Here is a 22,796-nt window from a genome sequence, read left to right on the forward strand (position 1 = left end):
ACCATTGAGCCCGCAGGCCATTCGCGAGCAAGCCCGCTGCCACATTTGCAATGCATTGCAAAGTGGGAGCGGGCTTGCTCGCGAAGAGGCCAGAGCCATTCACACAAAATTTCGGCAGAGGAACACAGCATGCAAACGCCCCCACAATCCCTGCTGCTCCAACCCAACGACTGGGTACCGAACAACCCGCGCTTGGCGGTTTTAATCTACCGCCAGGCGATTGCCATCGAAGGCAACGACCCTGCCACGCTGTTCGAGCAAACTTTCAACGCCAATGGCTGGCCACCGCAATGGCGCTACGGGATTTACGATTATCACCACTATCACACCGAGGGCCATGAAGTGCTCGGGGTTGCCGTTGGCCATGCGCGATTGATGCTCGGCGGGCCCAACGGACATGCCGTTGAAGTCAGCGCTGGTGACGTGGTGCTGTTGCCCGCCGGCATCGGCCATTGCAACCTGGAATCAAGCGATGACTTCCTCGTGGTCGGCGCTTATCCGCCCGGGCAGCATGCCGATATCTGCCGCGAGGCGCCGACTTCGCAGCAGTTGGAGAAGATCAAGAATCTACCGTTTCCGCAAACGGATCCGGTGCAGGGATTGCACGGCGCGGTCAGCCAGCAGTGGTCGAAGTAACGGTCAACGATGCGGATGCACCGTCATCGAAACCAGTTTGATCACGATCGGCCGCACCACGAGGATGCACAGAAACGCCACCGGCATCGCCAGCTTGTAGGCGTGCAGCGCATTACTCAGGTAGTCGTTATCAATGCCTGAATTGGCGGCGGTAATCACCAGCGACATCAGAAAAGCCATGATCGTCGCCATGTACAACGCAAACACATACGGTGTCGCTCGCGCCGAGAGCCTGCGGCGACGGACATAAACGGCTTCAGCACTGCTTCGTTGATTCATAGGGCTTTCCATCCATTGACAGGGAGCGGGCACGTTAGCAAAGCCCTGGCCCCTCAACTAGACGGCCAAATGCAGGTGCTTTATAAAGCAGAACTTACGAATCAATCCCTTCCGGCAGGCCATCGATGAATCTGTTAGCGGCGATTGCCAGTTTTATCAAAGTGGTGGAATCCGGCTCTATCGTCGGCGCCGCCAAGGCGTTGGGCGTCAGTGCCGCAGCGGTCAGCCAGACCATTAATCGCCTGGAAACACACCTCGGTGTGCGACTGCTGCAACGCACTACCCGGCGCATGGCACTCACCGAAAACGGCGCGGTGTATTACGAAAAGGTCAAGCGAATTGCGGAGGATCTGGAGTCCGCGCAAAGTTCGATCAATCGCGAAGACAGCGAACTGCAAGGTCGCTTGAGCATCGCCTCGACCTCGGCGTTCGGCCGGCATGTGCTGGCGCCGCTGATTGCCGGTTTCGCCGCGCAACATCCGCGCCTGCTGATCGAATTGTCGACCACCGACGGCAAGATCAATCACATCCAGGACGGCATCGATCTGAGCTTGCGGATCAAGCCGCAACTGGAGGACGGCATCGTCGCACGCAAGATCGTTTCGTTGCCCTTCATCATGTGCGCCGCGCCGGCCTATTTGCAGCGCGCCGGTTGGCCGCAATCGCCTGACGATCTGCAAAACCATGCGTGCCTGGCGTTTCGGTATCCACTGGACGGGCGCTTTCTGCGCTGGAGTTTTATCCGCGATGGCCAGCGTTACGATGCCGATATCACCGCGACCGCGATCAGCGACGACATCGACGCGCTGACGCAAATGGCAATCCACGGCGCCGGCATCACCCGACTGGCGGAGTTCGTCGCGGCGCCGTATCTGCAAAACGGCCAGCTGCTGCCGTTGTTTGCACAACGCGACGACGCAACTCATGCGGTTGTCGAGCCCATGGAGATTTTCGCCTGCGTGCAGGAGCGCGCGGCGATGACGGCCAAAGTCAGAGCGTTTATCGAGTATTTGACCGAGCACCTGAAACAGCACTGGCCGATGGATTTTTGATACAAGTCGAACTCGCCCAAACGCGCGGAATCAGGCACAGTCGCGCCTCGGTGATCGCTGTACATCCTTCATGGAGAACCAAAACAATAATGCTCACACCTTCACCCCAAACCTTCCGCGGCAGTTGCCTCTGCGGGACCGTCAAATACCAGATCCGCTCACGGCCAAAAGCGCTTTCGCACTGCCATTGCAGCCAATGCCGCAAAAGCCACGGCGCAGCATTTGCCAGCTACGGCAGTGTGATGCGCGGCAACCTGGAACTGTTGCAGGGCGGTGAAGACCTCAAGTCCTACCAGTCTTCAGAATCGGTGGTGCGCCAGTTCTGCTCGCACTGCGGCTCGTCGATGTTCTGGTCGCGGGCACAGGGTGAATTTGCCGAGTGGGTTTCGGTGGCACTGGGCACGCTGGATACGCACTTCACCTCGGACAATCAGAAGCACGTCGAGCTGACGTCTAAGGCGTCGTGGTACGAGATGGCGGATCAACGGCCGAAGAGCCGCGCGTGAAGAGGGTAAACGGTGGTCGGGGTGATGCGACGATTTCAGACGCCCGACGATCTGCTTAACTGAGTGGTTGCAGTTCTTCATTAACGGAGGCCAGCCATGAAATTCAGTCATTCACTCACCGCACTGTTGGTAGTCGCCAGCCTGTTCGGTTGCGCCTCTGAATCCAAGCCCGGCGCAAACGTGACGCTCACCGCCACTCGCCAAAACAGCGGGCAGATCGGCAACGTCACGCTCGCCGACTGGGGCAAGGACACCGGTTTCAGCTTCTTCATCAGCGGCGCACCCAACGGGGCTTCCCTGCCCTTGCGCCTGTACACCTTCGTCAACAACGGCAGCTGCGCACAGCCCGGGCCCGTGGCGTATGCGATGAACGACAAGGTCAATACCGAACGCCAACCGGTGCGTGGTTGGGCCTTCTCAAGAAGCGCGCCGGTGCCGTTGTCGACGTTGCTGGCCGGTGAGTATTACGTGGTGGTGCGCACGGCCGCGAATGATGGGAATGTCGATATTTTCTGCGGGGATATCCGCCAGTAATCAGATCTCAGCGTCTGACAGATTGCTTTCGCGAGCAGGCTCGCTCCCACATTTGATTTGGGGTGTGCCCGGGCTTTGTGTTCGACAGAAATCTGTAGGAGCAAAGCTTGCTCCCACATTTGAGTTGGGTGTACACGGGCTTTGTGTTCGACAGAATATCTGTAGGAGCAAAGCTCGCTCGCGATGGCGACGGCGCAGACAACATCTCCATCGCCTGACACACCGCTTTCGCGAGCAAGCTCGCTCCCACATTTGATTTGGGTGTACACGGGCTTTGTGTTCGACAGAATATCTGTAGGAGCAAAGCTTGCTCGCGAAGGCGTCGGCACAGACAACCTCTCCATCGCCTGACACACCGCTTTCGCGAGCAGGCTCGCTCCCACATTTGATTTGGGGCGTACACGGGCCTTTGTGTCCGACAGAAATCTGTAGGAGCAAAGCTTGCTCGCGAAGGCGTCGGCACAGACAACCTCTCCATCGCCTGACACACCGCTTTCGCGAGCAAGCTCGGCTCCTACAGGATTTGGGATGTAACCGAGATTTTGGGTGCGGCCGAGAACCCTGTGGGAGCGAGCCTGCTCGCGAAGGCGGCGGCACGGTTAGCATCAGCGTGGCAGGCAGTCCGGTTTTACATGCATCACCCTTGATTGGGTATATTCCTCCTCGTGCATTCATCGATGACGAGGTCTGTTTCATGAGCAAGTCGCCCTACGTTCCGCCCAAAGTCTGGAAACACGAAGCACCGTCCGGCGGCCAGTTCGCCAGCATCAATCGACCAACCGCCGGGCCGACTCACGACAAAACCCTGCCGGTCGGTAAGCATCCGTTGCAGCTCTATTCGCTGGCCACGCCCAACGGCGTCAAGGTCACTATCCTGCTCGAAGAGCTGCTGGCATTGGGGCACACCGCTGCCGAATACGACGCTTGGCTGATCCGCATCAACGAGGGCGATCAATTCTCAAGCGGCTTCGTCGAGATCAACCCCAACTCGAAAATCCCCGCCCTGCTCGATCACAGCACCGAGCCGCAGACTCGCGTGTTCGAATCCGGTTCAATCCTGCTCTACCTCGCGGAGAAATTCGGCGCCTTCCTGCCCAAAGATCCGGCTGGGCGCACCGAAACGCTCAACTGGCTGTTCTGGCAAATGGGCGCAGCGCCCTATCTCGGCGGCGGCTTCGGCCATTTCTACGCCTATGCGCCAGAGAAGCTCGAATACCCGATCAACCGCTTCACCATGGAAGCCAAGCGTCAGCTCGACGTGCTCGATCGGCGTCTGGCGGAAAGCCCGTATCTGGCCGGCGACAGTTACACCATCGCCGACATCGCGGTGTGGCCGTGGTACGGCCAACTGGTGCGCAACAACGTTTATTCAGCGGCGGAGTTTCTCGCGGCGCAGGAATACACCCACGTGCAGCGCTGGGCCGAAGAGATCGCCAATCGTCCTGCGGTGATTCGTGGCCTGCGGGTCAATCGCACGTGGGGAGATGAGGGAACTCAGGTGCCTGAGCGCCATCAAGCCGAAGATTTAAGCTGACCCCCTCTCCCCCTCGCTGCCGATCACAATGTTCGTTGATTGGCAGCGACTCCCCGCTTAGCCCCCCGTGTTCTTAAACGCGCCAAATGTGAAAATTTCATTAACTAACTGACTCGTACGGGTTTCTTCGAGCGATTCGATCTGCCAGACTAATGCGAATAATTCCTACACGCAGTCGCAACAGATTCGTTTTTGTATTACTTGGGGAAGCAGATTGATGTCGTTTCACACCAAAAGCCGTCGTACAAACCGTTCACCTAACCTGTTGGCACTCGCCATCTGCATGGCCAGCATCACCAGCGTTTCAGCGGATGAAACGCCTGAAACCAAGCCGAAAGATGACACAGCAGCAACCGTTCTGGAGCTCGGCGCCACCGAAATCGGCGCCACGCAAATGAGCAGCACCACCGAAGGTTCGGGCTCCTACACCACCGGCCCGATGCAGACCGCGACCAAATTGCCACTGACCATGCGCGAAACACCGCAAGCGGTAACCGTCATCACCCGCCAGCGCATGGACGATCAGGCCATGACCAGCGTCAACGACGTGGTCAAAGCGACGCCCGGGTTGTTCCTCAGTCAGTCCAGCGGCCCGGGCCGGCAGACTTACAGCTCGCGCGGTTTTGACATCGACAACATCATGTACGACGGCCTGCCGAGTTCGTACCAACCGTTCTCGATGGCCGTGCAACCGAATCTGGCGATGTTCGACCGCGTGGAAATCATTCGCGGCGCCACCGGTCTCGTCACCGGCGCCGGCAACCCTTCGGCCGCGATCAACATGGTGCGCAAACGCCCGACGGCCGAGCAGCAAGTCACCCTCACCGGCGCCGCTGGCAGTTGGGATGATTATCGCGGCGAGATCGACGCCTCCAGCCCGTTGAACGAGAGCGGCACATTGCGCGGCCGCGTGGTGGGTTCCTATCAGGGCGCCGACAGTTTCCGCGACAAAGAACAAAACGATCACGGCTTGTTCTACGCCATCGGTGAAGCCGACCTGAGCGACAGCACCACCGCATCCCTGGGCTTCTCGCGTCAGAACGAGCAGACCAACTACTTCTGGGGCGGCTTGCCGCTGGGCACCGACGGACACCACCTCGACCTGCCCCGCTCGACCTATCCCGGCACCGACTGGGAAAACAAGAAGCTGCAGATCGACACCGTTTTCGGCGATATCGAGCACCGCTTCAACAACGATTGGCGCCTGCACGTCGCGGGTTCCGCCTCGACGCTGAACGGCGAATTCTCCGGCACCTATCTGTCGCGCTACAGCGGCCCGCTGGAAACCACCGCCTACCAGTCGCACAACACCGACAAACAAAGATCGATCGATGCGTTTGCCAGCGGCCCGTTTGAAGCCTTTGGCCGCACCCACGAACTGGTCGTCGGTGCGAGCAATCGCGTCTACGATGCGACCTCCAAAGAATACGACCCATACACCACCGCCTGGCCGATCGGCGCGCCGAAACCTGATTTCGTGCGCGACAGCAAAACCCGCACCGTCACCACGCAGGACGCGGTTTACCTGACCACGCGCCTGAGCCTCGCCGACCCGCTGACACTGATCCTCGGCAGTCGCCTCGACTGGTACGACTACGATGACCGCAGCGGCGATGGCGACTTTAAAGTCACCCGCAACCTGACGCGCTACGCCGGCCTGATCTACAAACTCGACGATCATCACTCGCTGTACGCCAGCTACACCGACATCTTCAGCCCGCAATCGTCGAAAGACTTGTCCGGCAAAGTGCTCGATCCAATCGTTGGCGAAAACTACGAAGTCGGCATCAAGGGCGAATACTTCAACGGTGCGCTCAACGCCAGCCTGGCGGTGTTCCAGATCGACCAGACCAACCGCGCCACCACCGCCGAAACGCAGTTGGGTTGCCCGGTCATGACCTGTTATCAGGCCTCGGGCAAGGTTCGCAGCCAGGGCGTCGACATGGAATTGCAAGGTGCGCTGACCGAAAACTGGCAAGTGGGCGCCGGCTACACCTACACCCGCGCGCACTACATCAAAGACGAAAACCCGGCCAACGATAATCAGCAGTTCGACACCGACACGCCGGAGCACCTGTTCAAGGTTTCGACGATGTATCGCTTGCAAGGCCCGCTGGAAAAACTCCGCGTCGGCGGCAGCGTCTACTGGCAGAGCCGCATGTACAACGACGTGCCAGTCGCCAACGGCACCTATCGCGTCGAACAGGGCAGCTATGCCACCGCCGACCTGATGGCCGGTTACGAAGTCAACCAGCACCTCGATCTGCAAGTTAACGCCAACAACATCTTCGACCGCGTCTACTACTCCGCTATCGGCTCCAACACCACGTGGGGCTCCAACGACAACTACGGCGATCCGCGCAGCTACATGCTGACCGCCAAATACAAGTTCTAAAACGACCAACGGCGCCGGGATTTTCTCGGCGCCGTTGCATTTGTTGCGCTGGAGCAATTAGTCATGTCGGCTAATAAGAGATAGTCTTTGACAGATATCTTTTCGAAGCGCCCGCCATGACCGACCCGCAATTCTCAGCTGACATCGACGCGATCAGCAGCATAGACGCCGTGCCGGTAATTCTGAGCATGGTCAAACACCTCACTGGCATGCGCTTCGCGGCAGTTGCCCGCGTCACTGAGCGCAACTGGGTGGCCTGCGCTGTAGACGATTCCATTGATTTCGGCCTGAAACCGGGTGGCGAGTTGGTGCTGGAGTCAACCATCTGTCACGAAATCCGCCAACACCAGCAACCGGTGATCTTCGGTCACGCCAGCACCCACCCGATCTTTTCCACGCACCACACGCCGATAACCTATGGCCTGGAAAGCTACATTTCCATTCCGATCGTCAAAGCCAATGGCGATTTTTTCGGCACGCTGTGCGCCATCGACTCAGTCCCGGCCAATCTCGATGAACCGGCCATCGCGAAAACCCTGACCCTGTTCGCCCAGTTGATCGCCATGAGCCTCGACACGCAAAGTCATCTGGCGGCCACCAAAGTTGAACTGGCCGATGCCAATGAACTTGGCCGATTGCGCGAGCAGTTCATCGCGGTGCTTGGGCATGATCTGCGCACGCCGTTGAGCGCGATTCGCATGAGTGCCGATCTGCTGGAAACCAAGACCGAGGAAAAACGTTCGCTGAATCTGATTTCGGCGATCCGCAACAGCTCGTTGCGCATGGGCGTGCTGATTGAAAACATCCTCGACTTTGCCCGTGGGCGGCTGGGTGGCGGGATTCCGATCCAGCGCAAACTGGTCGATGACCTGCAACAGACGCTGCAACTGACCCTTGAAGAAGTGCAGGCGTCACACCCGCGAGCGACGTTCACGCACACGCTGAACGTGCCGAGCGGCGTGTATTGCGATGCGCTGCGCATCAGCCAGTTACTGTCCAATCTTCTGGGTAATGCGGCCACTCACGGTTCGGTTCACGCGCCGATTGTCTTGAACGCCTACGCGGAAAACGATGAAATCGTGATCTCGCTGACCAACCAGGGCACGCCGATTTCGGCGCAATTGATGCCGCTGCTGTTCGAACCGTTTTCCCGTTCTGAAGCCGGCCATCGCAAAGAAGGTTTGGGGTTGGGGCTGTATATCGCGGCGCAGATTGCCACGGCGCACAACGGCACGTTGAGCGTGACTTCAGACGCCGAGTCGGGAACACGCTTTGTCGCGCGGTTCCCAGCTCAGTTCAAGTGGGTTTGAGACGTCGTCCCTTACGCCGTCTGCCGGCGCATCGCCAGAATCGCCGCCCCGAAACCAATGAACGTCGTCCCCACCACCCGGCTAACCCACCGTGACAGCGCGGGCCGGGTCAGTACGCCTTTGGCGCGTGACGCCAACGCCGCGTAGACGCTGAGCGACGATACCGAAAGCGCCATGAAGATCGAGGTCAGGATGAAAAACTGCGGCAGCAGCGCCGCGTCCTGATCGATGAACTGCGGGAACAGTGCGGTGAAAAACATCGTCGCTTTCGGGTTGGTCACTGCGGTGAGGAATGCCGATTTGAACAGCTTGCCGCGACTCGGGCGGTTTTTGCTGGTATCGCCGTCACTGCCAACTGCGAGCATTGGGCCCTTTTTCAGCAGTTGCTTGACCCCGAGGTAGAACAGATAGCCGGCGCCGAGAATCTTCACTGCGTTGAAGAGCATCTCAGAACTGGCGAGCAAGGCGCCGAGGCCCAGCATCGCGGCGGCGGACAGGCAGAACAGGCCGCTGGCGTTGCCCAGGGAAGACCAAATCGTGCTGCGCTGTCCGTGGGCCAGGCTGTTGTTGATGGCCATCAACGTCGCAGGGCCAGGGCTGGCAATTGCGATGGCGCCGACCAGGGTGAAGGTCAGAATCGAGTGAGAATCCATTTTCAGTGCTCGCGACAGGTGGGTGTCGGCATGTTACAGCAGCCAATCCGCCACACAACCTCAGGCCAATCATAGAACCTGTGGCGAGGGGATTTATCCCCGCTGGGGCGCGCAGCGGCCCTTTCTTTTGAATCTAAAGAGGGGCTGCTTCGCAGCCCATCGGGGATAAATCCCCTCGCCACAATGACCTCACATGCCACAGAGGTTTTTCTCATGAAAGATTTCGTAGAGGCAAAAAAAACCCCGCAACCCAATAAAGGCGCGGGGCAAAGAATTGGTTGGTTGCGGCCAACCAAAGGAGCTCTTTCAGATACGTGTTCGCACAGTCTTCAGATGCAATCCTGTGCAGCACGTTCAAAACTGGAGGGCAGCAAGTTCGAGGCGAGCAAGTGTCGTTCATAGATAAACACCTTGCCGCCAGTGCCGGCCTTGTAAGCCTCCAGCACGTTGTCGGCGGAAATCTTGCTCGGCACCACGATCCGGTAGCTGCGCTGGGTTTGCGAAACAGTCGGGCTGAGCGCATCGCCCTGCAACTTCGGCACCACGCAATCGGCGTATTGCGCCGGGGTCTTGCTGGTCTGCAGGGTCAGGCTCGGCGTGTTCGGGGCGGAAGCACAGCCGCCGAGCAACAAGGAAGCAACCACCAGAACAGGCGCAAATAAAGGACGCATCGGGTTCAATCCTGAAAATAAAAGGTTCGGTTTAACCGGCAATGGTTCAGCCTCACGGAGCCGCCATGGCCATTTATGTGTTGGGTTCAGCTCGCGGCGACCAGGGCCTTGAGCGAAGCGTCGAACTGCTTCAACGCATTCAGTTGCAGGTCACGCTGCTTGTCGATCTGCGCAGCAACAGCAGGCGCTGCCTGGTTATGCACCCAGACCGATGGCAAATTTTTCTCCACCGCGCCTTCGGCCTTGCCGATGTATTGCAGATTGGCGTCGTAGAATTTCGCGGTAAAACGCGCTTCAACCAGGCTATTACGCTGAGTCAGCAAGCGATTGAACGTGTCGAGCTTGACCACCACGTCCGGATGCGCCTGAATCAAGGCATCGAGATTGTCGTAAACGGTCACCGACAAAAACTGCTGCTGCAATGAACTGATCAACCAGTCGACCGCCAACTCCGGATCGGAACTGGCGACAAACGCTTCACGAATCCGCGAGTCCAGCGCGTCTTTTGCGCCGTTCGCCGCCATGTCGTGGTAACGCTCCAGATATTGCAGGTTTTCCAAAGTGTTTTCGCTGTACAACACGCCGACCGTTTGCGTGTGTTTCAACGCCGCACTGCTGGCCGTAATGGGTTGCAAGTGACACGACCGGGCGTCGTCTGCGTAGGTCGGTGCAGCGGCAACCGCCCCGCCCATCAGCAGGGCGACCATGGCCAGTCGAGTCAATGTGTTCATCGCGCAAATTCCTTGAGCAGCGTGTTCGATGGGGGCAATTTTCCGCCTAACGCCGCTAAAGCAGAACTTCCGTTTCGTGATGATCACTATTACTTCCAGCGATAGTTGCGCGCCGTGTAGATTGATACACACTCAATTCCAACGAAAAATAATCACAGAGGATCTTTCCTTGAGAACGTTTGATCTGATCCGCGACGCCGTACTGCCCGACTTCCGTGATCGGGTGGCCGAATACCTTGTCCAGTACGAAAGCGTCCTGCTCGACAAAGACATCCACGACCCACAGCTCATTCTCGACACCGCCAATCAACTGCGGGGCTACCTGCGTGGGCTGAACACCACGCGGGTGTTAGGCATGGCCTATTGGGAAGAACTGGATCGACGGGTGGTGGACACCTGGCTCGCGCCGCAGCCATGACCGAACGCCCGACGCGCGACGGCTCACACCGTCCGCGGCCGGGCCGACACCAGTGGTCTGCGCGGCAACGCGCCCCCTGCGAAAAATCCGCCCAAACGCTTACAATCGCCGGTCTTAATGCCCAATAGACAGGCTCGCTCAGAAATGCCGCTCGACCCTATTACAATGCTGACCATCTCGATTGCGCTTGCAGCCGCCGCGGCGCTGTATCTGGCAATCGAGTGGCGCAGCATTCGCGAGCCTTCCCTGCTGTTCTGGAGCGCCGGTTTCGCCACGATCACCGTCGGTTCCACCCTCGCCTTGCTACGCAGCAGCGGTTTTTTGCTGATCGGCATCTGGTTCGCCAACGGTCTGCTGGTGACCGCACACTTTCTGTTCCTGCTCGGTGTCGCGCGCTTCACGCAGACGCGCCTGTCGAGTGCCTGGTACCTGATTTTCGTCACCTGGCTGGTGATGTTGCTGCTGCCGGACGGGCCGCTGTGGTCGAAAGTCATGCTCGCGGCCAACTCGCTGCTGGTGGCGCTGGCAACGCTCAAAGGCAGTTTTCTGCTGCGCCCGCACGGTAAATCCCTGAGCGTCGGCGCCGTGCAACTACGCTACGTGTTGCTGGTGCACGGCGCTTTTTATATCGCCAAGGCGCTGACCGTGGTCATCCCCGGCACGCTGATTGATCTGGCAGCGTTTCGTGGCGAGATCATCCAGATTTCACTGGTCGAAGGCGCGATGGCGATCATGCTGATTGCGCTGTCGATGACCGGCACCGAGCGCTATCGCCGCGAAAAAGAGATCGCCCGCCTCGCCGAGCGCGACCCGCTGACCGCCCTCTACAACCGCCGCGCCCTGGAAAAACGTGCGCCGCGCTTGCTCGCCGATGTCTCGGCTGAACGTCCCGGCGCCCTGCTGCTGATCGATATCGACAACTTCAAACTGGTCAACGACCAGTACGGCCATATCGCCGGCGACCGCTTGCTGATCGCCTTGAGCGAGATGATTCGTTCGCTGCTGCCACGCAATGCGCTGACAGCTCGATTGGGTGGCGACGAGTTCGTCATCCTGCTCAACGGCGCCACAAGCGAGCGCATCGTCGAACTCGGCAACGTGCTGCGCGAGCAGTTTCTCGGCACCACTGCGCAGACATTCCCCACCACCGAACCCGTCACCTTGAGCCTCGGCGCCACCCTGTTCGAGGTGCCACCGGCCAGTCTGGCGGCGCTGATCGAACAAGGCGACACCGCGCTTTATGAATCCAAACGCGGTGGCCGCAACCGCATTCGCCTCACCGGGCTCCCACTTTCAGGATGAAATCAACATGACCAGCCTCGACACTGCTTTGCAAGACAGCGCCGCGCCAGAAGGCGTTTGCTATGGCTGCGGCGGCAGCAACCCGCACGGTCTGCACATCAAAAGCTACTGGCATGAAGACGGCGTGCACGTCCTCGCCGACCACGTGCCGGACGCCAAATACTGCGGCTGGCCGGATCTGGTCTACGGCGGCTTGATCGCGATGCTGGTCGACTGCCACTCCAACTGGACGGCGATGGCCTACCACTACCGCGCCGAGAGTCGCGAGCCGGGCAGCCTGCCGCGTATCGATTGCGTCACGGGCAATCTGGGCATCAAATTCATCAAGCCGACGCCGATGGGTGTGCCGCTGACCTTGCGCGCCAGAGTTGAAGGAGAAGTCGGGCGCAAGTCGCGGGTGATCTGCGAAGTGTTTGCCGGTGATGTGCTGACAGCGGTGGGTGATTCGGTGTTTGTGCGCGTTGATACGGGATCATTGGCGGATGCAGCGCACGGACGTTAAGGTAATTTGAACTCAAAACTTTCATCAAGGATTGTGAATGTCGCTTATCTCGCAACGTGTCGAAATGGCCCGCAATGGCAGCAACGATAAAGTCATCTGCCGCATGGCTTCGGGCTGGGCAGTCATGGGCGATGTGCAGTTTCTGCCGGGTTATTGCCTGCTGCTGCCCGACCCGGTGGTGCCGAGTTTGAATGATCTGGACGCGGAGGCCCGGGCGGTTTACCTGCTCGACATGGCGCGCCTTGGGGATGTGGTTTTGGCGGTGACCGGTGCGCTGCGCATGAATTATGAAATTCTGGGTAATTCAGAGCCAGAGCTGCATTGCCATTTGTTTCCCCGTTACGCCACGGAACCAGACGACAAACGCAAAATGCCTGCGTGGTTTTATGACTGGAAGACAGCGGTGCCTTATGCGGAGGAAGTGCATGGGGAACTGCGGATGAGGATTGCGCAGATGCTGGAGCCCCTCACCCTAGCCCTCTCCCAGAGGTAGAGGGGACTGATTGGGGGATGCTGATGAGGTTCGCCGACCTGAAAGTGCTTTGCCGAATCCAGAATCGACTCGGTCTTCTGAAAGTGCTTCACCGAATCCATAATCGACCCGGTCGTTCAGGTCGATGTATGACGCAAGACACCTCGGTCGGCCCCCTCTCCCTCCGGGAGAGGGCTGGGCGGGCGGCGTTCCGATGAGGGTATCGCTTAACGAGCCTGAAAATCAGCCCGAGCCGAATGCAATTTCTTATAGCTCTCAATCAAGCGCAAATGCCGATCCAGCCCTTCCAGCTTCATGCTGGTCGGCGTCAAACCGTAGAACCGCACGCTGCCATTCACCGAGCCAATCGCCGCATCCATCCGCTCGTCACCGAACATCCGGCGGAAGTTGGCTTCGTAGTCTTCCAGCAGCAAATCCTCATCCAGTTCCATCTCCAACACCACGTTCACCGCTTGATAAAACAAGCCGCGCTCAACCGTGTTGTCGTTATATTGCAGGAACGCTTCAACCAGATCCTTGGCCTGTTCAAACTTCTGCAATGCGAGATAAATCAGCAGACGGAGCTCCAGAATCGTCAACTTGCCCCACGGCGTGTTGTCGTCGAATTCGATGCCGATCAGCGTGGTGATTTCGGTGTAATCGTCCTGCTCGCTGTTTTCCAGGCCCTGGGCGAGGTTGCGCAGGCCGACTTTGCTCAAGCTGTGCAGGTTGAGGATGTCGGCGCGGAATTGCAGGGCTTTGTTGGTGTTGTCCCAGATCAGGTCTTCGATCGGGTAGATCTCCGAATAGTCCGGCACAAGGATGCGGCACGCCTTGGCGCCGATGTGCTCGTAGACCGCCATGTAGACTTCTTTGCCCATGTCTTCGAGGATGCCGAACAGCGTCGCGGCCTCTTCGGCGTTGGAATTTTCGCCTTGTCCGGAGAAGTCCCACTCGACGAATTCGAAATCCGGCTTGGCACTGAAGAAGCGCCACGACACCACACCGCTGGAGTCGATGAAGTGTTCAACGAAGTTGTTCGGCTCGGTCACCGCTTGCCCGGAGAACGTCGGCTGCGGCAAGTCGTTCAAGCCTTCAAAACTGCGACCCTGGAGCAATTCAGTCAGGCTGCGTTCCAGCGCCACTTCCAGGCTCGGGTGCGCGCCGAACGAGGCGAACACGCCGCCGGTGCGCGGGTTCATCAGGGTCACGCACATCACCGGGAATTCACCGCCCAGCGACGCGTCCTTGACCAGCACCGGGAAGCCCTGCTCTTCCAGACCTTTGATGCCGGCGAGGATGCTCGGGTATTTCTCCAGCACTTCCTGCGGCACGTCCGGGAGGGCCATTTCGCCTTCGAGAATTTCGCGTTTCACCGCGCGTTCGAAGATTTCCGACAGGCACTGCACCTGCGCTTCGGCGAGCGTGTTGCCCGCGCTCATGCCGTTGCTGAGGTAGAGGTTTTCGATCAGGTTCGACGGGAAGTACACCACTTCGTCATCGGACTGGCGCACAAACGGCAACGAGCAGATGCCGCGCTGAGTGTTGCCGGAGTTGGTGTCGTACAGGTGCGAACCGCGCAGTTCGCCGTCGCGGTTGTAAATGCCGAGGGTGTACTCGTCGAGGATTTCAGTCGGTAGTTCGTCTTTCGCGCCGGGCTTGAACCATTGCTCGTCCGGGAAGTGCACGAACTCAGCGTTGGCGATTTCTTCGCCCCAGAACTGGTCGTTGTAGAAGAAGTTGCAGTTCAGCCGCTCGATGAACTCGCCCAATGCCGACGCCAGCGCGCCTTCTTTGGTCGCGCCCTTGCCGTTGGTGAAGCACATCGGCGAATGCGCGTCGCGGATGTGCAGCGACCAGACGTTCGGCACGATATTGCGCCACGAAGCGATTTCGATCTTCATGCCGAGGTCGGCAAGGATGCCGGACATGTTGGCGATGGTCTGCTCCAGCGGCAGATCCTTGCCCGCGATGTAGGTGCCAGCCTCAGACGTGGAAACCGGCATCAACAAGGCTTGCGCATCGGCATCGAGGTTGTCGACTTCTTCGATGATGAACTCGGGGCCGGTCTGCACGACCTTCTTCACCGTGCAGCGATCGATCGAACGGAGGATGCCCAAGCGATCCTTGTCGGAAATGTCCGCTGGCAGTTCGACCTGAATCTTGAAGATCTGGTTGTAGCGGTTTTCCGGGTCGACGATGTTGTTCTGCGACAGGCGAATATTTTCCGTGGGGATGTTGCGGGTGTCGCAGTACAACTTCACAAAGTAAGCCGCACACAACGCCGACGAAGCCAGAAAGTAGTCGAACGGTCCCGGTGCCGAGCCATCGCCTTTGTAGCGAATCGGCTGATCGGCGATCACCGTGAAGTCGTCGAACTTGGCTTCAAGTCGAAGGTTGTCGAGAAAATTGACCTTGATTTCCATGCGGGATTACCAGAATACGGCTAAACGAATGGCCGCCATTATCCGGTTTTTGCGCGGGAAGTCTTGCGGTTTCGGGAATGGCCGATGACGGGGGCTGCCGTTATTTCGCCAACAGCTCGCGCACCCGCCCACCCAGCGCATCGACGGCAAACGGCTTGGTCAGCACGTGCATGCCGTCCTCAAGCTGACCGCCGCCAAACACTGCGCTCTCGGCATAACCGGTGATAAACAGGGTCTTCAGCTGCGGGCGCAATTGCAGCCCCGCTTCGGCCAGTTGCCGGCCGTTCATGCCGCCCGGCAGGCCGACATCGGTGACCAGCAAATCAATGTGCACATCGGAGCGCAACAGCTTCAGCCCGGCGACGCTGTCGGCGGCTTCGATCACCGTGTAACCGAGTTCGCCCAGCACGTCCGCCAGCAGCATGCGCACGGTCGGCTCGTCGTCGACCAGCAATAGGGTCTCGCCCAGTTGCGAGGCCGCGACGGACTCATCGGCAGGGTCATGTTCGTCCTGGCTGGCCTCGACATGATGGCGCGGCAGGTAAATCGACACCTGCGTGCCCTCACCCACCGTCGATTGAATCTGCACTTGCCCGCCGGATTGCTGAGCAAACCCGTAGATCATCGACAGCCCGAGGCCAGTGCCCTGGCCGATCGGTTTGGTGGTGAAAAACGGTTCGAACACATGCGCCATGACGTCCGGCGACATGCCGGTGCCGGTGTCACGAACGCTGACACAGAGGTAATCGCCTTCGGGCAGATCAATGCCGCGCGCTGCCTCGCGATTCATCCACTGATTGGTGGTTTCCAGGGTGATGCGACCGCCATCGGGCATGGCATCGCGGGCGTTCAGGCAGAGGTTGAGCAGCGCGTTTTCCAGCTGACTCTTGTCGACAAACGCCGGCCACAGCTCCGAGCTGCCGAGCGTCTCGACGACAATGCCCGGCCCGGCGGTACGCTGGATCAGCTCGGCCATGCCGTACATCAGCGTGTTGACGTTGGTGGCGTGCGGTTCGAGGGTTTGCCGGCGCGAGAATGCCAGCAGGCGATGGGTCAGCGATGCCGCACGTTTCGCCGCGCTTTGGGCGGCGACCATGTACCTGTCGACTTCGCTCAGGCGCCCTTGGCCGATGCGCCGGCTCATCAGCTCAAGCGCACCGGAAATACTGGTCAGCAGGTTGTTGAAATCGTGGGCGAGGCCCCCGGTCAGTTGCCCCACCGCTTCCATTTTCTGCGATTGGCGCAGTTTCTCTTCGGCCTGCATCAATTCGGCGGTGCGCTCGGCAACGCGCTGTTCGAGGGTCTCGTTGAGTTCGCGCAAACGCGCGGCGGTCTGCCGTTGCTGCTCTTCGACTTCGCGCAACGCCTCTTCGGCGATGGTGCGTTCGAGCAAATCAGCGGCCTGACGCGCGAGAATGTCCAGCAGGCGCAAATCGCGCTCGGAGGGATGGTGCGGTTTGTTCCAGTGCGTCGAGATCATGCCGAGCAGATGGCCATCGCGCGACATCAACGGCGTGGTCTGCGACGAACGGATACCGGTGCGGCGGAATGCGAGCAGGTCTTCGGTGCCGGCAATGTCGGCCCATTGTTCGAAATCGGGAATGATCGCGCGCTGGCCGAGTTTCAGCGCCAAGGTGCAACTGCTATAGGCCGCCGGGCTGACGTAATGCCAAAAACCGACCGCCTCGGCCGGCAGGCCATGGGCGTACAACAATTGCAGCTCGCCACCATGGCCGGCGCCGTGTTCCGGCGTACAGAGCAATTGCATCGTGCCGAACTGTGAACCGGTGATGAACACCGCCGCATCGACGATTTTGCCGTAGAGCGCTTCGCGATCCTGCTCGCCGATCAGGCTGACGCTGATGCTGTGCAGCAGTTCGATATCCGACAGCGCGGTTTGCGCCGCCGAAACATTGCCAGGAGCCAGGTCTGGAGGAAAAGCGGCGTAAAGGCCAGTCATGAGAGGCTCCCGAGAGCTGCAGATAATCGGGCGGCAGGTTACCAGCTAACGTCGGATTAAGGGATGCGACGTGCTGGCGCGCCGCCATCATCCGACGAGCAGCGCTTCATGGAACTCGATCGACGGGATCGCCACCTCGGCGCGGCGACTGTCGAGCCAGCCTCGGGTTTTGCCGACATCGAAGATTTGCCCCTGCTCAATCAGGATCAGCAAGAGTTCGTCGGCCACGCGATAGCGCCCGCAGTCCGGACAATCGCGTTCTTCCCATGGGCCTTGGCAATGAATGCGCTCAGCGCCCCCCGCACAAATCAGACAACTCATGACAGACACCTTTTTATAGTTTTCAACCGACCCGTCGTATGGCCGGTTTTGTGGTTGTCTGGTCGACTCGATGGAGGGGATGAAAGTTCTCGGGGCTGACGTTTTCAGAACAGACAGGTCGCATCTGCCAGTATCTGGCCAGCCAATACGCCCTCAAGAAGACTTGATCGGCCGCACTTTGCCGCTGAAGACTTTGAAGCCAAAGATGTTGTAAACCAGGGTCACCGGGATCAGCACGGCGAAACCAATCAACATGAACAGTTGGCTTTTCGGGCTGGACGTGGCGGCTTTCAAGGTCAGATCCGGCGGTACGATCAGCGGAAACAACGCAACCAGCATCAGCGCGAATGCCAGCACAAACACGCCCAGCGCGGCGAACAGCGGAACGCCATCGAAGCGGCTGCGAAACCCCGACCAGAACACCGCTGAAAGAATGGCGAGCACGGTCAGCGTCGGCGCCCAGACGCGAATATCGGTCAGGCGTTGCATGTATTGGGCCTGCAACGTTGCCGTCCATATCACCAACACGATCAACAGCATCACAGTGATCAGCGCCAGCACCCGCGCCTGGCGTGCGCAGCGCCGCTGCAAGTCGTCGACGGTTCGCCAATACAGCCAGCAAGCGCCGAGCCACGTGTAGCCGAGCACCAACACCACGCCGCAGAACAGCGGAAACGCCCCCAGCCATTCCACACCGCTGCCGGTGTAGTGACTGCCCTGATGCGGCACGCCTTGCACCAGCGTTCCCAACACCACGCCCTGAATCGCGCCCGCCAGCAAAGAACCGCACAACAGCGCGCCATCGACCCAACGCTTGATCGCTTCGTTGGGCGAGTGGTCGCGAAATTCCAGCGCCACCGCGCGCAGAATCAGCGCGAGGAACATAAGGATAAAAGGCAGATAAAGCGCCGGCAGCAAAATCGCGTAGGCCAGCGGAAACAGCGCGAGCAGCCCGCCGCCGCCCAGCACCAGCCAGGTTTCATTGGCATCCCAGATCGGCAGAATGGTTACCGCCATGGCGCGGCGGTGCTGGCTGTTTTCGGTCAAGCCGAGCAGCACACCGACGCCCAGATCCGTGCCATCGAGCAGCACGTAATTCATCACCGAGAAGGCCAGAGCGCCCGCGCACAGCAGCGTGATCCAGTCGGTGTCCATCAGGAATGCCCCGTTTCATCGGCCAGCGTCGGCTGCGGCCCGGACTCGTCCTGCTTTGGCGGCTCGCGCAATAAACGCAGCAACACCCACAGGCCGATGCCAAAAATCAGCAGATAAAACAGCAGAATCAGCCAGGTCGAAGCCAGCACTTGCGCGCGGGACACCGAGGACAGGCTGTCGGCCGTACGCACCAAGCCGTAGACGGTAAACGGCTGGCGACCCACCTCGGTGACAACCCAGCCGCTGAGCATCGCGACAAAACCCGCCGGCGCCATGCACACGCTGGCCCATAACCAGCCGCGCGACGTGTACAGGCTCTTACGACGACGGAGAAACAGGCTGACCACGCCCTGCCCCAGCATCAAAACGCCCAGTCCGACCATCAGCCGAAACGCAAAAAACACCGGCGCCACGGGCGGAATGTCCTGCGCGGGAAATTCATCGAGGGCGGCGATGGTGCCGCTGAGATCGTGGGTCAGGTACAACGAAGCCACTCGCGGAATCGCCACTTCCCAGTGATTGTGCCGTTGCGCCATGTCGGGCCACGCGAACAGCCGCAACGGTTCGCCCGCGCCCTCGGCTGGACGCGTCCACGAACCTTCAATGGCGGCGACTTTCTGCGGCTGCACTTTCAAACTGTGCTGGCCATGCAGATCGCCGACCACCATCTGCACCGGCATCAGCACGACGAGCAGCCACAGCGCCATGGAAAATCCCAAACGCGCCCGTGGATTGTCGGCGTTTTTGAGCAATTGCCAGGCACTGATGCCGGCCACCAGCGTCGCGGTGCCGAGCAACGCTGCCAGCGTCATATGCACCAGCCGATAGGGAAACGATGGATTGAAAATGATCGCCCACCAGTCTTCGGCGAAAAAACGGCCGTCGGCGGCAATCGAATACCCCGCCGGCGTGTGCATCCAGGAATTCGCCGAGAGAATCCAGAACGCGCTGATCAGCGAGCCCACCGCCACCGCGCAGGTGGCGAAAAAATGCAGGCGCGGGCCGACCTTCTTCATGCCGAACAGCATGATGCCGAGGAAACCCGCTTCGAGAAAAAACGCCGCCGACACTTCGTAAAACATCAGCGGGCCGAGAATATCGCCCGCCTGAACCGCCAGCCGCGACCAGTTGAGGCCGAACTGATACTCCAGAATCAGCCCCGAGGCAGTGCCCACCGCGACATTCAGGGCAAATACTTTCAGCCAATAGCGGTAAACATCGAGATAAATCTGCCGTCCGCTCTTTAGCCAAAGCGCCTCGAGCACCAGCAGAAAATTGGCCAGGCCGATGGTGAACGCGGCCAGCACGATGTGAAAACTGATGGTGATCGCAAACTGGCTGCGCGCCGCCATCAGCGCTGAGTCGAGCGAGTCCATGGCATCACTCAACCGTTGCCGATTTTATCTGCGCGCTTGATCGGGATGCGTGAACACGCTGCCCGCATCGCGCACCAACTGACGCCATTCGGCGCTGGTGATCAGCCCTTGCTCCTCCATGTCATCGGCGGCTTTGAGCAACTCGTCATATTGTTCTTCCGGATCCAGGCGCTTTTGCGATTGCGTCGCCAGTTTGCGCCATGCCGCCAGTGATTCTTTCTTCCGCTGATCGAACATAGGGGATTTCTCATCGAGGGCTTCACCGATAGAGATAAGTCCTTCCTGCGTCGTTCAGCGCGGGCGACGGATGGAGGGTGTTTATGCCGGTTGCGGATTCTCCTGAAAGAATCGCTTGGGCAGCACTGCCGGGCACAGATGGATGATCGACATGCGCACCACGTGATTGAGCATCACGAACGCCGGGTCGAGTTTGAGCAGCAACGCCGCTGCCGTCATCACCTCGACGCCGCCCGGCACCCACGACATGAACAGTGCGAGAAACGGCTTGCCGGTGAACTGGCTGAACGCGAAGGCAATCGCCAGCGTCGAGCAGAACGTCAGCGCGGTGACCACCAGCCCGGCGCGGATGTAGCGGACGAAATCCTTGAGGGTGATGTCTTTGAGACGGATACCGATCAGGCCGCCGAGCAGGATCAGCGCGACAATCGCCAGTGGCTCGGGCACCTGCAAATCGGCGTGAAAACCGACGTTGGCCGCCGCTGTGCAGAGCAAACCGGTGAGCATGTACGGCGCGGGGACATCGAAGCGTTCCAGCAGATACCCGGCGATTACTGCCGCCAGCGCGGGCGGGATCACCCGCAGGTAATCGTCCAGCGCGCCCAGAGTCGGTGCCGTGTTGTCTGCATGACCGCCCGCGATGACCGTCACCACCAGCAACAACGCGAGCAACCGCACGATGTGCACAAAGGCGATCCGCCCCGAGGCCGGGCCCTCCGCGCTGGTGACCGTCATCACCGCCGCCATTGCGCCTGGTATCGAACCGAGCAGGCTTTCCACATGACCCCAGCGTTCCATGCGCCGCAGCCAGTTGTAGCCGACGACGATTTGCGCGGTCATGCAGATCAGCAGGCCGAGCAGAATGCTGAAATCGCTGAGCTCGCCGAGCATTGAAGCGGTGACGATCGATCCCACACTGACGCCGAGCAACAACTGCACGGCGGCCACGAACGGGTAAGGCATACGCATGCGCACGCCGATTTTGCTTAACGCGGTGACCAGGCAGATCGCGCCGATCAGCTCGCCCAGCGGCAGGCCGGTCAGGTAACCAAGCCATGCGCCGAGCGCGGCCACGGGGATCGGGATGAGGCTTTCGAGCAGAGTCTTCATTGAATATCCATGTAGTTCTGAAGGCGATGTTGAGAAGCCGCAGGAATTTTCAGAAATATTTTTAAACATTTTTATAAGATGAACGCTGCACGGATCCAATACCGATTTCCGACCGATTGATACCCAAGGATGAACATGCTCGATCTGCGCCGCCTGCGTTACTTCCTGATCGTCAGCGACGAATTGCACTTCGGCCGCGCCGCCGCACGTCTGCACATCGCCCAGCCACCCCTGACCCGGCAGATTTCGGCACTGGAAAAAGAGCTGGGGTTTCAGCTGTTTGATCGCAGTAGCCGCAATGTCACGCTCACTGCAGAGGGTCGGCATTTTTTACCGCACGCGCGAGCGCTGCTGGAGAAGGTGGAAATGACGGAAGGCATTACGCGTAAGCTGGCGACTGGGTCTGCCGGGCATTTGGCGGTGGGGTATGCGAGCTCGATTGCGTTGTCGGATGTGTTTAGCGAGACGCTTAAGCGGTTTTGTTCTTTGTATCCGGATGTGCAGGTGACGGTGGATGAAGGGGCTTCGAATCATCAGTGTGCGCAGTTGATTGAGGGGCGGCTGGATATTGGGCTGAGTCGTTTGTTGCCGGTTGGCGAGGATGCGCGGGTTCAGGCGATCTGTTTGGGCAATGAACCGTTGGTGGCGGCGGTAGCAAGCGATAGCGCGCTGGCCTCGCGGGATCGGGTGACGTTGGCGGAGCTGAGCGCTTATCCGTTGATTGCGTTCCCGCAGGATTATGGTTCGGGGTTGAATGACATCGTTGAAGCGCTTTTTCGCCTGCATGGGCTGACGCCGATCGCTGGCCCGACGGGCAAACAGATCACCTCGATTATTGCGTTGGTCGCGGCTGGTCGAGGGGTTGCGGTGGTGCCTGAATGTGCGCGGGCGCTGGTTAAGCGTGGCGTGGTTTATCGGCCGCTAGCCGAGCCAGGTGCCGTAGCGCCGCTGTTGCTGCTGACGCGCAAGCACGAACGCAGTGCGCGGGTGCGGGCGTTTGTCGAAGTGATCAAACAGACAACACCAAACTGTAGGAGCTGAGCTTGCTCGCGATGGCGGAATCTCTGTTCCGAAGATGTTGCCTGACCCACCGCCTTCGCGAGCAAGCTCAGCTCCTACAAGGATTTGAGGGGTGTTCGTGGATTTGTGTACGGCGCAAAACCCTGTAGGAATGAGCTTGCTCGCGAAAGCGGAATGTCTGTGCCGAAGATGTTGC

23 protein-coding genes are annotated in these 22,796 nt (G+C 59.5%); 12 read left to right on the plus strand and 11 right to left on the minus strand.

Annotated elements, in window-relative coordinates; all coding sequences use genetic code 11:
* Positions 1 to 129 precede the first annotated feature (129 nt).
* Positions 130 to 636, plus strand: coding sequence for a cupin (locus tag AD669_RS14080; RefSeq protein ID WP_053120752.1), 507 nt, complete (start codon positions 130 to 132; stop codon positions 634 to 636).
* A gap of 3 nt (positions 637 to 639) precedes the next feature.
* Here the strand turns inward: AD669_RS14080 and AD669_RS14085 are convergent, their stop codons facing one another.
* Complete coding sequence (locus tag AD669_RS14085) at positions 640 to 915, minus strand: DUF2798 domain-containing protein (protein ID WP_053120754.1); 276 nt, start codon at positions 913 to 915, stop codon at positions 640 to 642.
* A gap of 125 nt (positions 916 to 1,040) precedes the next feature.
* On the opposite strand from AD669_RS14085, the gene AD669_RS14090 reads away from it, so the two are divergent.
* The 6 genes from AD669_RS14090 to AD669_RS14115 all read left to right on the plus strand — a co-directional run bounded on the left by AD669_RS14090 (position 1,041) and on the right by AD669_RS14115 (position 8,246).
* The gene (locus AD669_RS14090) at positions 1,041 to 1,967 is read left to right on the plus strand and encodes a LysR family transcriptional regulator (RefSeq protein WP_053120756.1); all 927 of its coding nucleotides are present in this window, start codon (positions 1,041 to 1,043) and stop codon (positions 1,965 to 1,967) included.
* 89 nt (positions 1,968 to 2,056) lie between these two features.
* Positions 2,057 to 2,473 (plus strand): GFA family protein, encoded by a 417-nt coding sequence (locus AD669_RS14095; protein ID WP_053120758.1) that lies wholly within the window; start codon positions 2,057 to 2,059, stop codon positions 2,471 to 2,473.
* Positions 2,474 to 2,569: 96 nt separating this feature from the next.
* Positions 2,570 to 3,007, plus strand: a complete 438-nt coding sequence (locus tag AD669_RS14100; protein ID WP_053120760.1) for a hypothetical protein — start codon at positions 2,570 to 2,572, stop codon at positions 3,005 to 3,007.
* A gap of 694 nt (positions 3,008 to 3,701) precedes the next feature.
* On the plus strand, positions 3,702 to 4,541 hold the full coding sequence (gene yghU, locus AD669_RS14105) for a glutathione-dependent disulfide-bond oxidoreductase (protein WP_053120762.1): 840 nt from the start codon (positions 3,702 to 3,704) through the stop codon (positions 4,539 to 4,541).
* 217 nt (positions 4,542 to 4,758) lie between these two features.
* Positions 4,759 to 6,936, plus strand: a complete 2,178-nt coding sequence (locus AD669_RS14110) for a TonB-dependent siderophore receptor (RefSeq protein WP_053120764.1) — start codon at positions 4,759 to 4,761, stop codon at positions 6,934 to 6,936.
* Between the two features lie 116 nt (positions 6,937 to 7,052).
* The gene (locus AD669_RS14115) at positions 7,053 to 8,246 is read left to right on the plus strand and encodes a GAF domain-containing sensor histidine kinase (protein ID WP_053120767.1); all 1,194 of its coding nucleotides are present in this window, start codon (positions 7,053 to 7,055) and stop codon (positions 8,244 to 8,246) included.
* Positions 8,247 to 8,257: 11 nt separating this feature from the next.
* Here AD669_RS14115 and AD669_RS14120 read toward each other — a convergent pair whose 3' ends face one another.
* The 3 genes from AD669_RS14120 to AD669_RS14130 form a co-directional block, all read right to left on the minus strand.
* Positions 8,258 to 8,899, minus strand: coding sequence for a LysE family translocator (locus AD669_RS14120; RefSeq protein ID WP_053120769.1), 642 nt, complete (start codon positions 8,897 to 8,899; stop codon positions 8,258 to 8,260).
* A 329-nt stretch (positions 8,900 to 9,228) separates the two neighbouring features.
* Positions 9,229 to 9,570: a hypothetical protein gene (locus AD669_RS14125; RefSeq protein ID WP_053120771.1), complete on the minus strand. Its 342-nt coding sequence runs from the start codon at positions 9,568 to 9,570 to the stop codon at positions 9,229 to 9,231.
* Positions 9,571 to 9,656: 86 nt separating this feature from the next.
* Positions 9,657 to 10,301 (minus strand): hypothetical protein, encoded by a 645-nt coding sequence (locus AD669_RS14130; protein WP_053120773.1) that lies wholly within the window; start codon positions 10,299 to 10,301, stop codon positions 9,657 to 9,659.
* A 169-nt stretch (positions 10,302 to 10,470) separates the two neighbouring features.
* Between AD669_RS14130 and AD669_RS14135 the strand changes: the two genes are divergently transcribed.
* The 4 genes from AD669_RS14135 to AD669_RS14150 all read left to right on the plus strand — a co-directional run bounded on the left by AD669_RS14135 (position 10,471) and on the right by AD669_RS14150 (position 13,016).
* On the plus strand, positions 10,471 to 10,719 hold the full coding sequence (locus AD669_RS14135; protein WP_053120775.1) for a hypothetical protein: 249 nt from the start codon (positions 10,471 to 10,473) through the stop codon (positions 10,717 to 10,719).
* A 144-nt stretch (positions 10,720 to 10,863) separates the two neighbouring features.
* Positions 10,864 to 12,021, plus strand: coding sequence for a GGDEF domain-containing protein (locus AD669_RS14140; protein WP_053120777.1), 1,158 nt, complete (start codon positions 10,864 to 10,866; stop codon positions 12,019 to 12,021).
* A 7-nt stretch (positions 12,022 to 12,028) separates the two neighbouring features.
* Complete coding sequence (locus AD669_RS14145; RefSeq protein ID WP_053120779.1) at positions 12,029 to 12,523, plus strand: PaaI family thioesterase; 495 nt, start codon at positions 12,029 to 12,031, stop codon at positions 12,521 to 12,523.
* Between the two features lie 37 nt (positions 12,524 to 12,560).
* Positions 12,561 to 13,016, plus strand: a complete 456-nt coding sequence (locus AD669_RS14150) for an HIT family protein (RefSeq protein WP_053120781.1) — start codon at positions 12,561 to 12,563, stop codon at positions 13,014 to 13,016.
* Between the two features lie 206 nt (positions 13,017 to 13,222).
* Here the strand turns inward: AD669_RS14150 and AD669_RS14155 are convergent, their stop codons facing one another.
* The 7 genes from AD669_RS14155 to AD669_RS14185 form a co-directional block, all read right to left on the minus strand.
* On the minus strand, positions 13,223 to 15,421 hold the full coding sequence (locus AD669_RS14155) for an OsmC domain/YcaO domain-containing protein (protein ID WP_053120782.1): 2,199 nt from the start codon (positions 15,419 to 15,421) through the stop codon (positions 13,223 to 13,225).
* Between the two features lie 100 nt (positions 15,422 to 15,521).
* Positions 15,522 to 17,381, minus strand: a complete 1,860-nt coding sequence (locus AD669_RS14160) for an ATP-binding protein (RefSeq protein ID WP_053120783.1) — start codon at positions 17,379 to 17,381, stop codon at positions 15,522 to 15,524.
* Positions 17,382 to 17,468: 87 nt separating this feature from the next.
* On the minus strand, positions 17,469 to 17,702 hold the full coding sequence (locus AD669_RS14165; RefSeq protein WP_053120786.1) for a hypothetical protein: 234 nt from the start codon (positions 17,700 to 17,702) through the stop codon (positions 17,469 to 17,471).
* 153 nt (positions 17,703 to 17,855) lie between these two features.
* Complete coding sequence (gene cydB, locus AD669_RS14170) at positions 17,856 to 18,857, minus strand: cytochrome d ubiquinol oxidase subunit II (RefSeq protein ID WP_053120787.1); 1,002 nt, start codon at positions 18,855 to 18,857, stop codon at positions 17,856 to 17,858.
* Entirely contained in the window at positions 18,857 to 20,233 is a 1,377-nt protein-coding gene (locus AD669_RS14175) for a cytochrome ubiquinol oxidase subunit I (protein ID WP_053120789.1), read from the minus strand. Before AD669_RS14175 ends, cydB begins: the two co-directional genes overlap by 1 nt.
* Before the next feature lie 24 nt (positions 20,234 to 20,257).
* Complete coding sequence (locus tag AD669_RS14180; protein WP_053120791.1) at positions 20,258 to 20,470, minus strand: hypothetical protein; 213 nt, start codon at positions 20,468 to 20,470, stop codon at positions 20,258 to 20,260.
* A gap of 81 nt (positions 20,471 to 20,551) precedes the next feature.
* Positions 20,552 to 21,580: an AbrB family transcriptional regulator gene (locus tag AD669_RS14185; RefSeq protein ID WP_053120792.1), complete on the minus strand. Its 1,029-nt coding sequence runs from the start codon at positions 21,578 to 21,580 to the stop codon at positions 20,552 to 20,554.
* A 135-nt stretch (positions 21,581 to 21,715) separates the two neighbouring features.
* On the opposite strand from AD669_RS14185, the gene AD669_RS14190 reads away from it, so the two are divergent.
* Entirely contained in the window at positions 21,716 to 22,621 is a 906-nt protein-coding gene (locus AD669_RS14190) for a LysR family transcriptional regulator (protein ID WP_053120949.1), read from the plus strand.
* The last annotated feature ends 175 nt before the right edge of the window (positions 22,622 to 22,796 follow it).

It is taken from the genome of Pseudomonas sp. P1.31 (assembly GCF_001269815.1).
Lineage (GTDB): Bacteria > Pseudomonadota > Gammaproteobacteria > Pseudomonadales > Pseudomonadaceae > Aquipseudomonas > Aquipseudomonas rustica.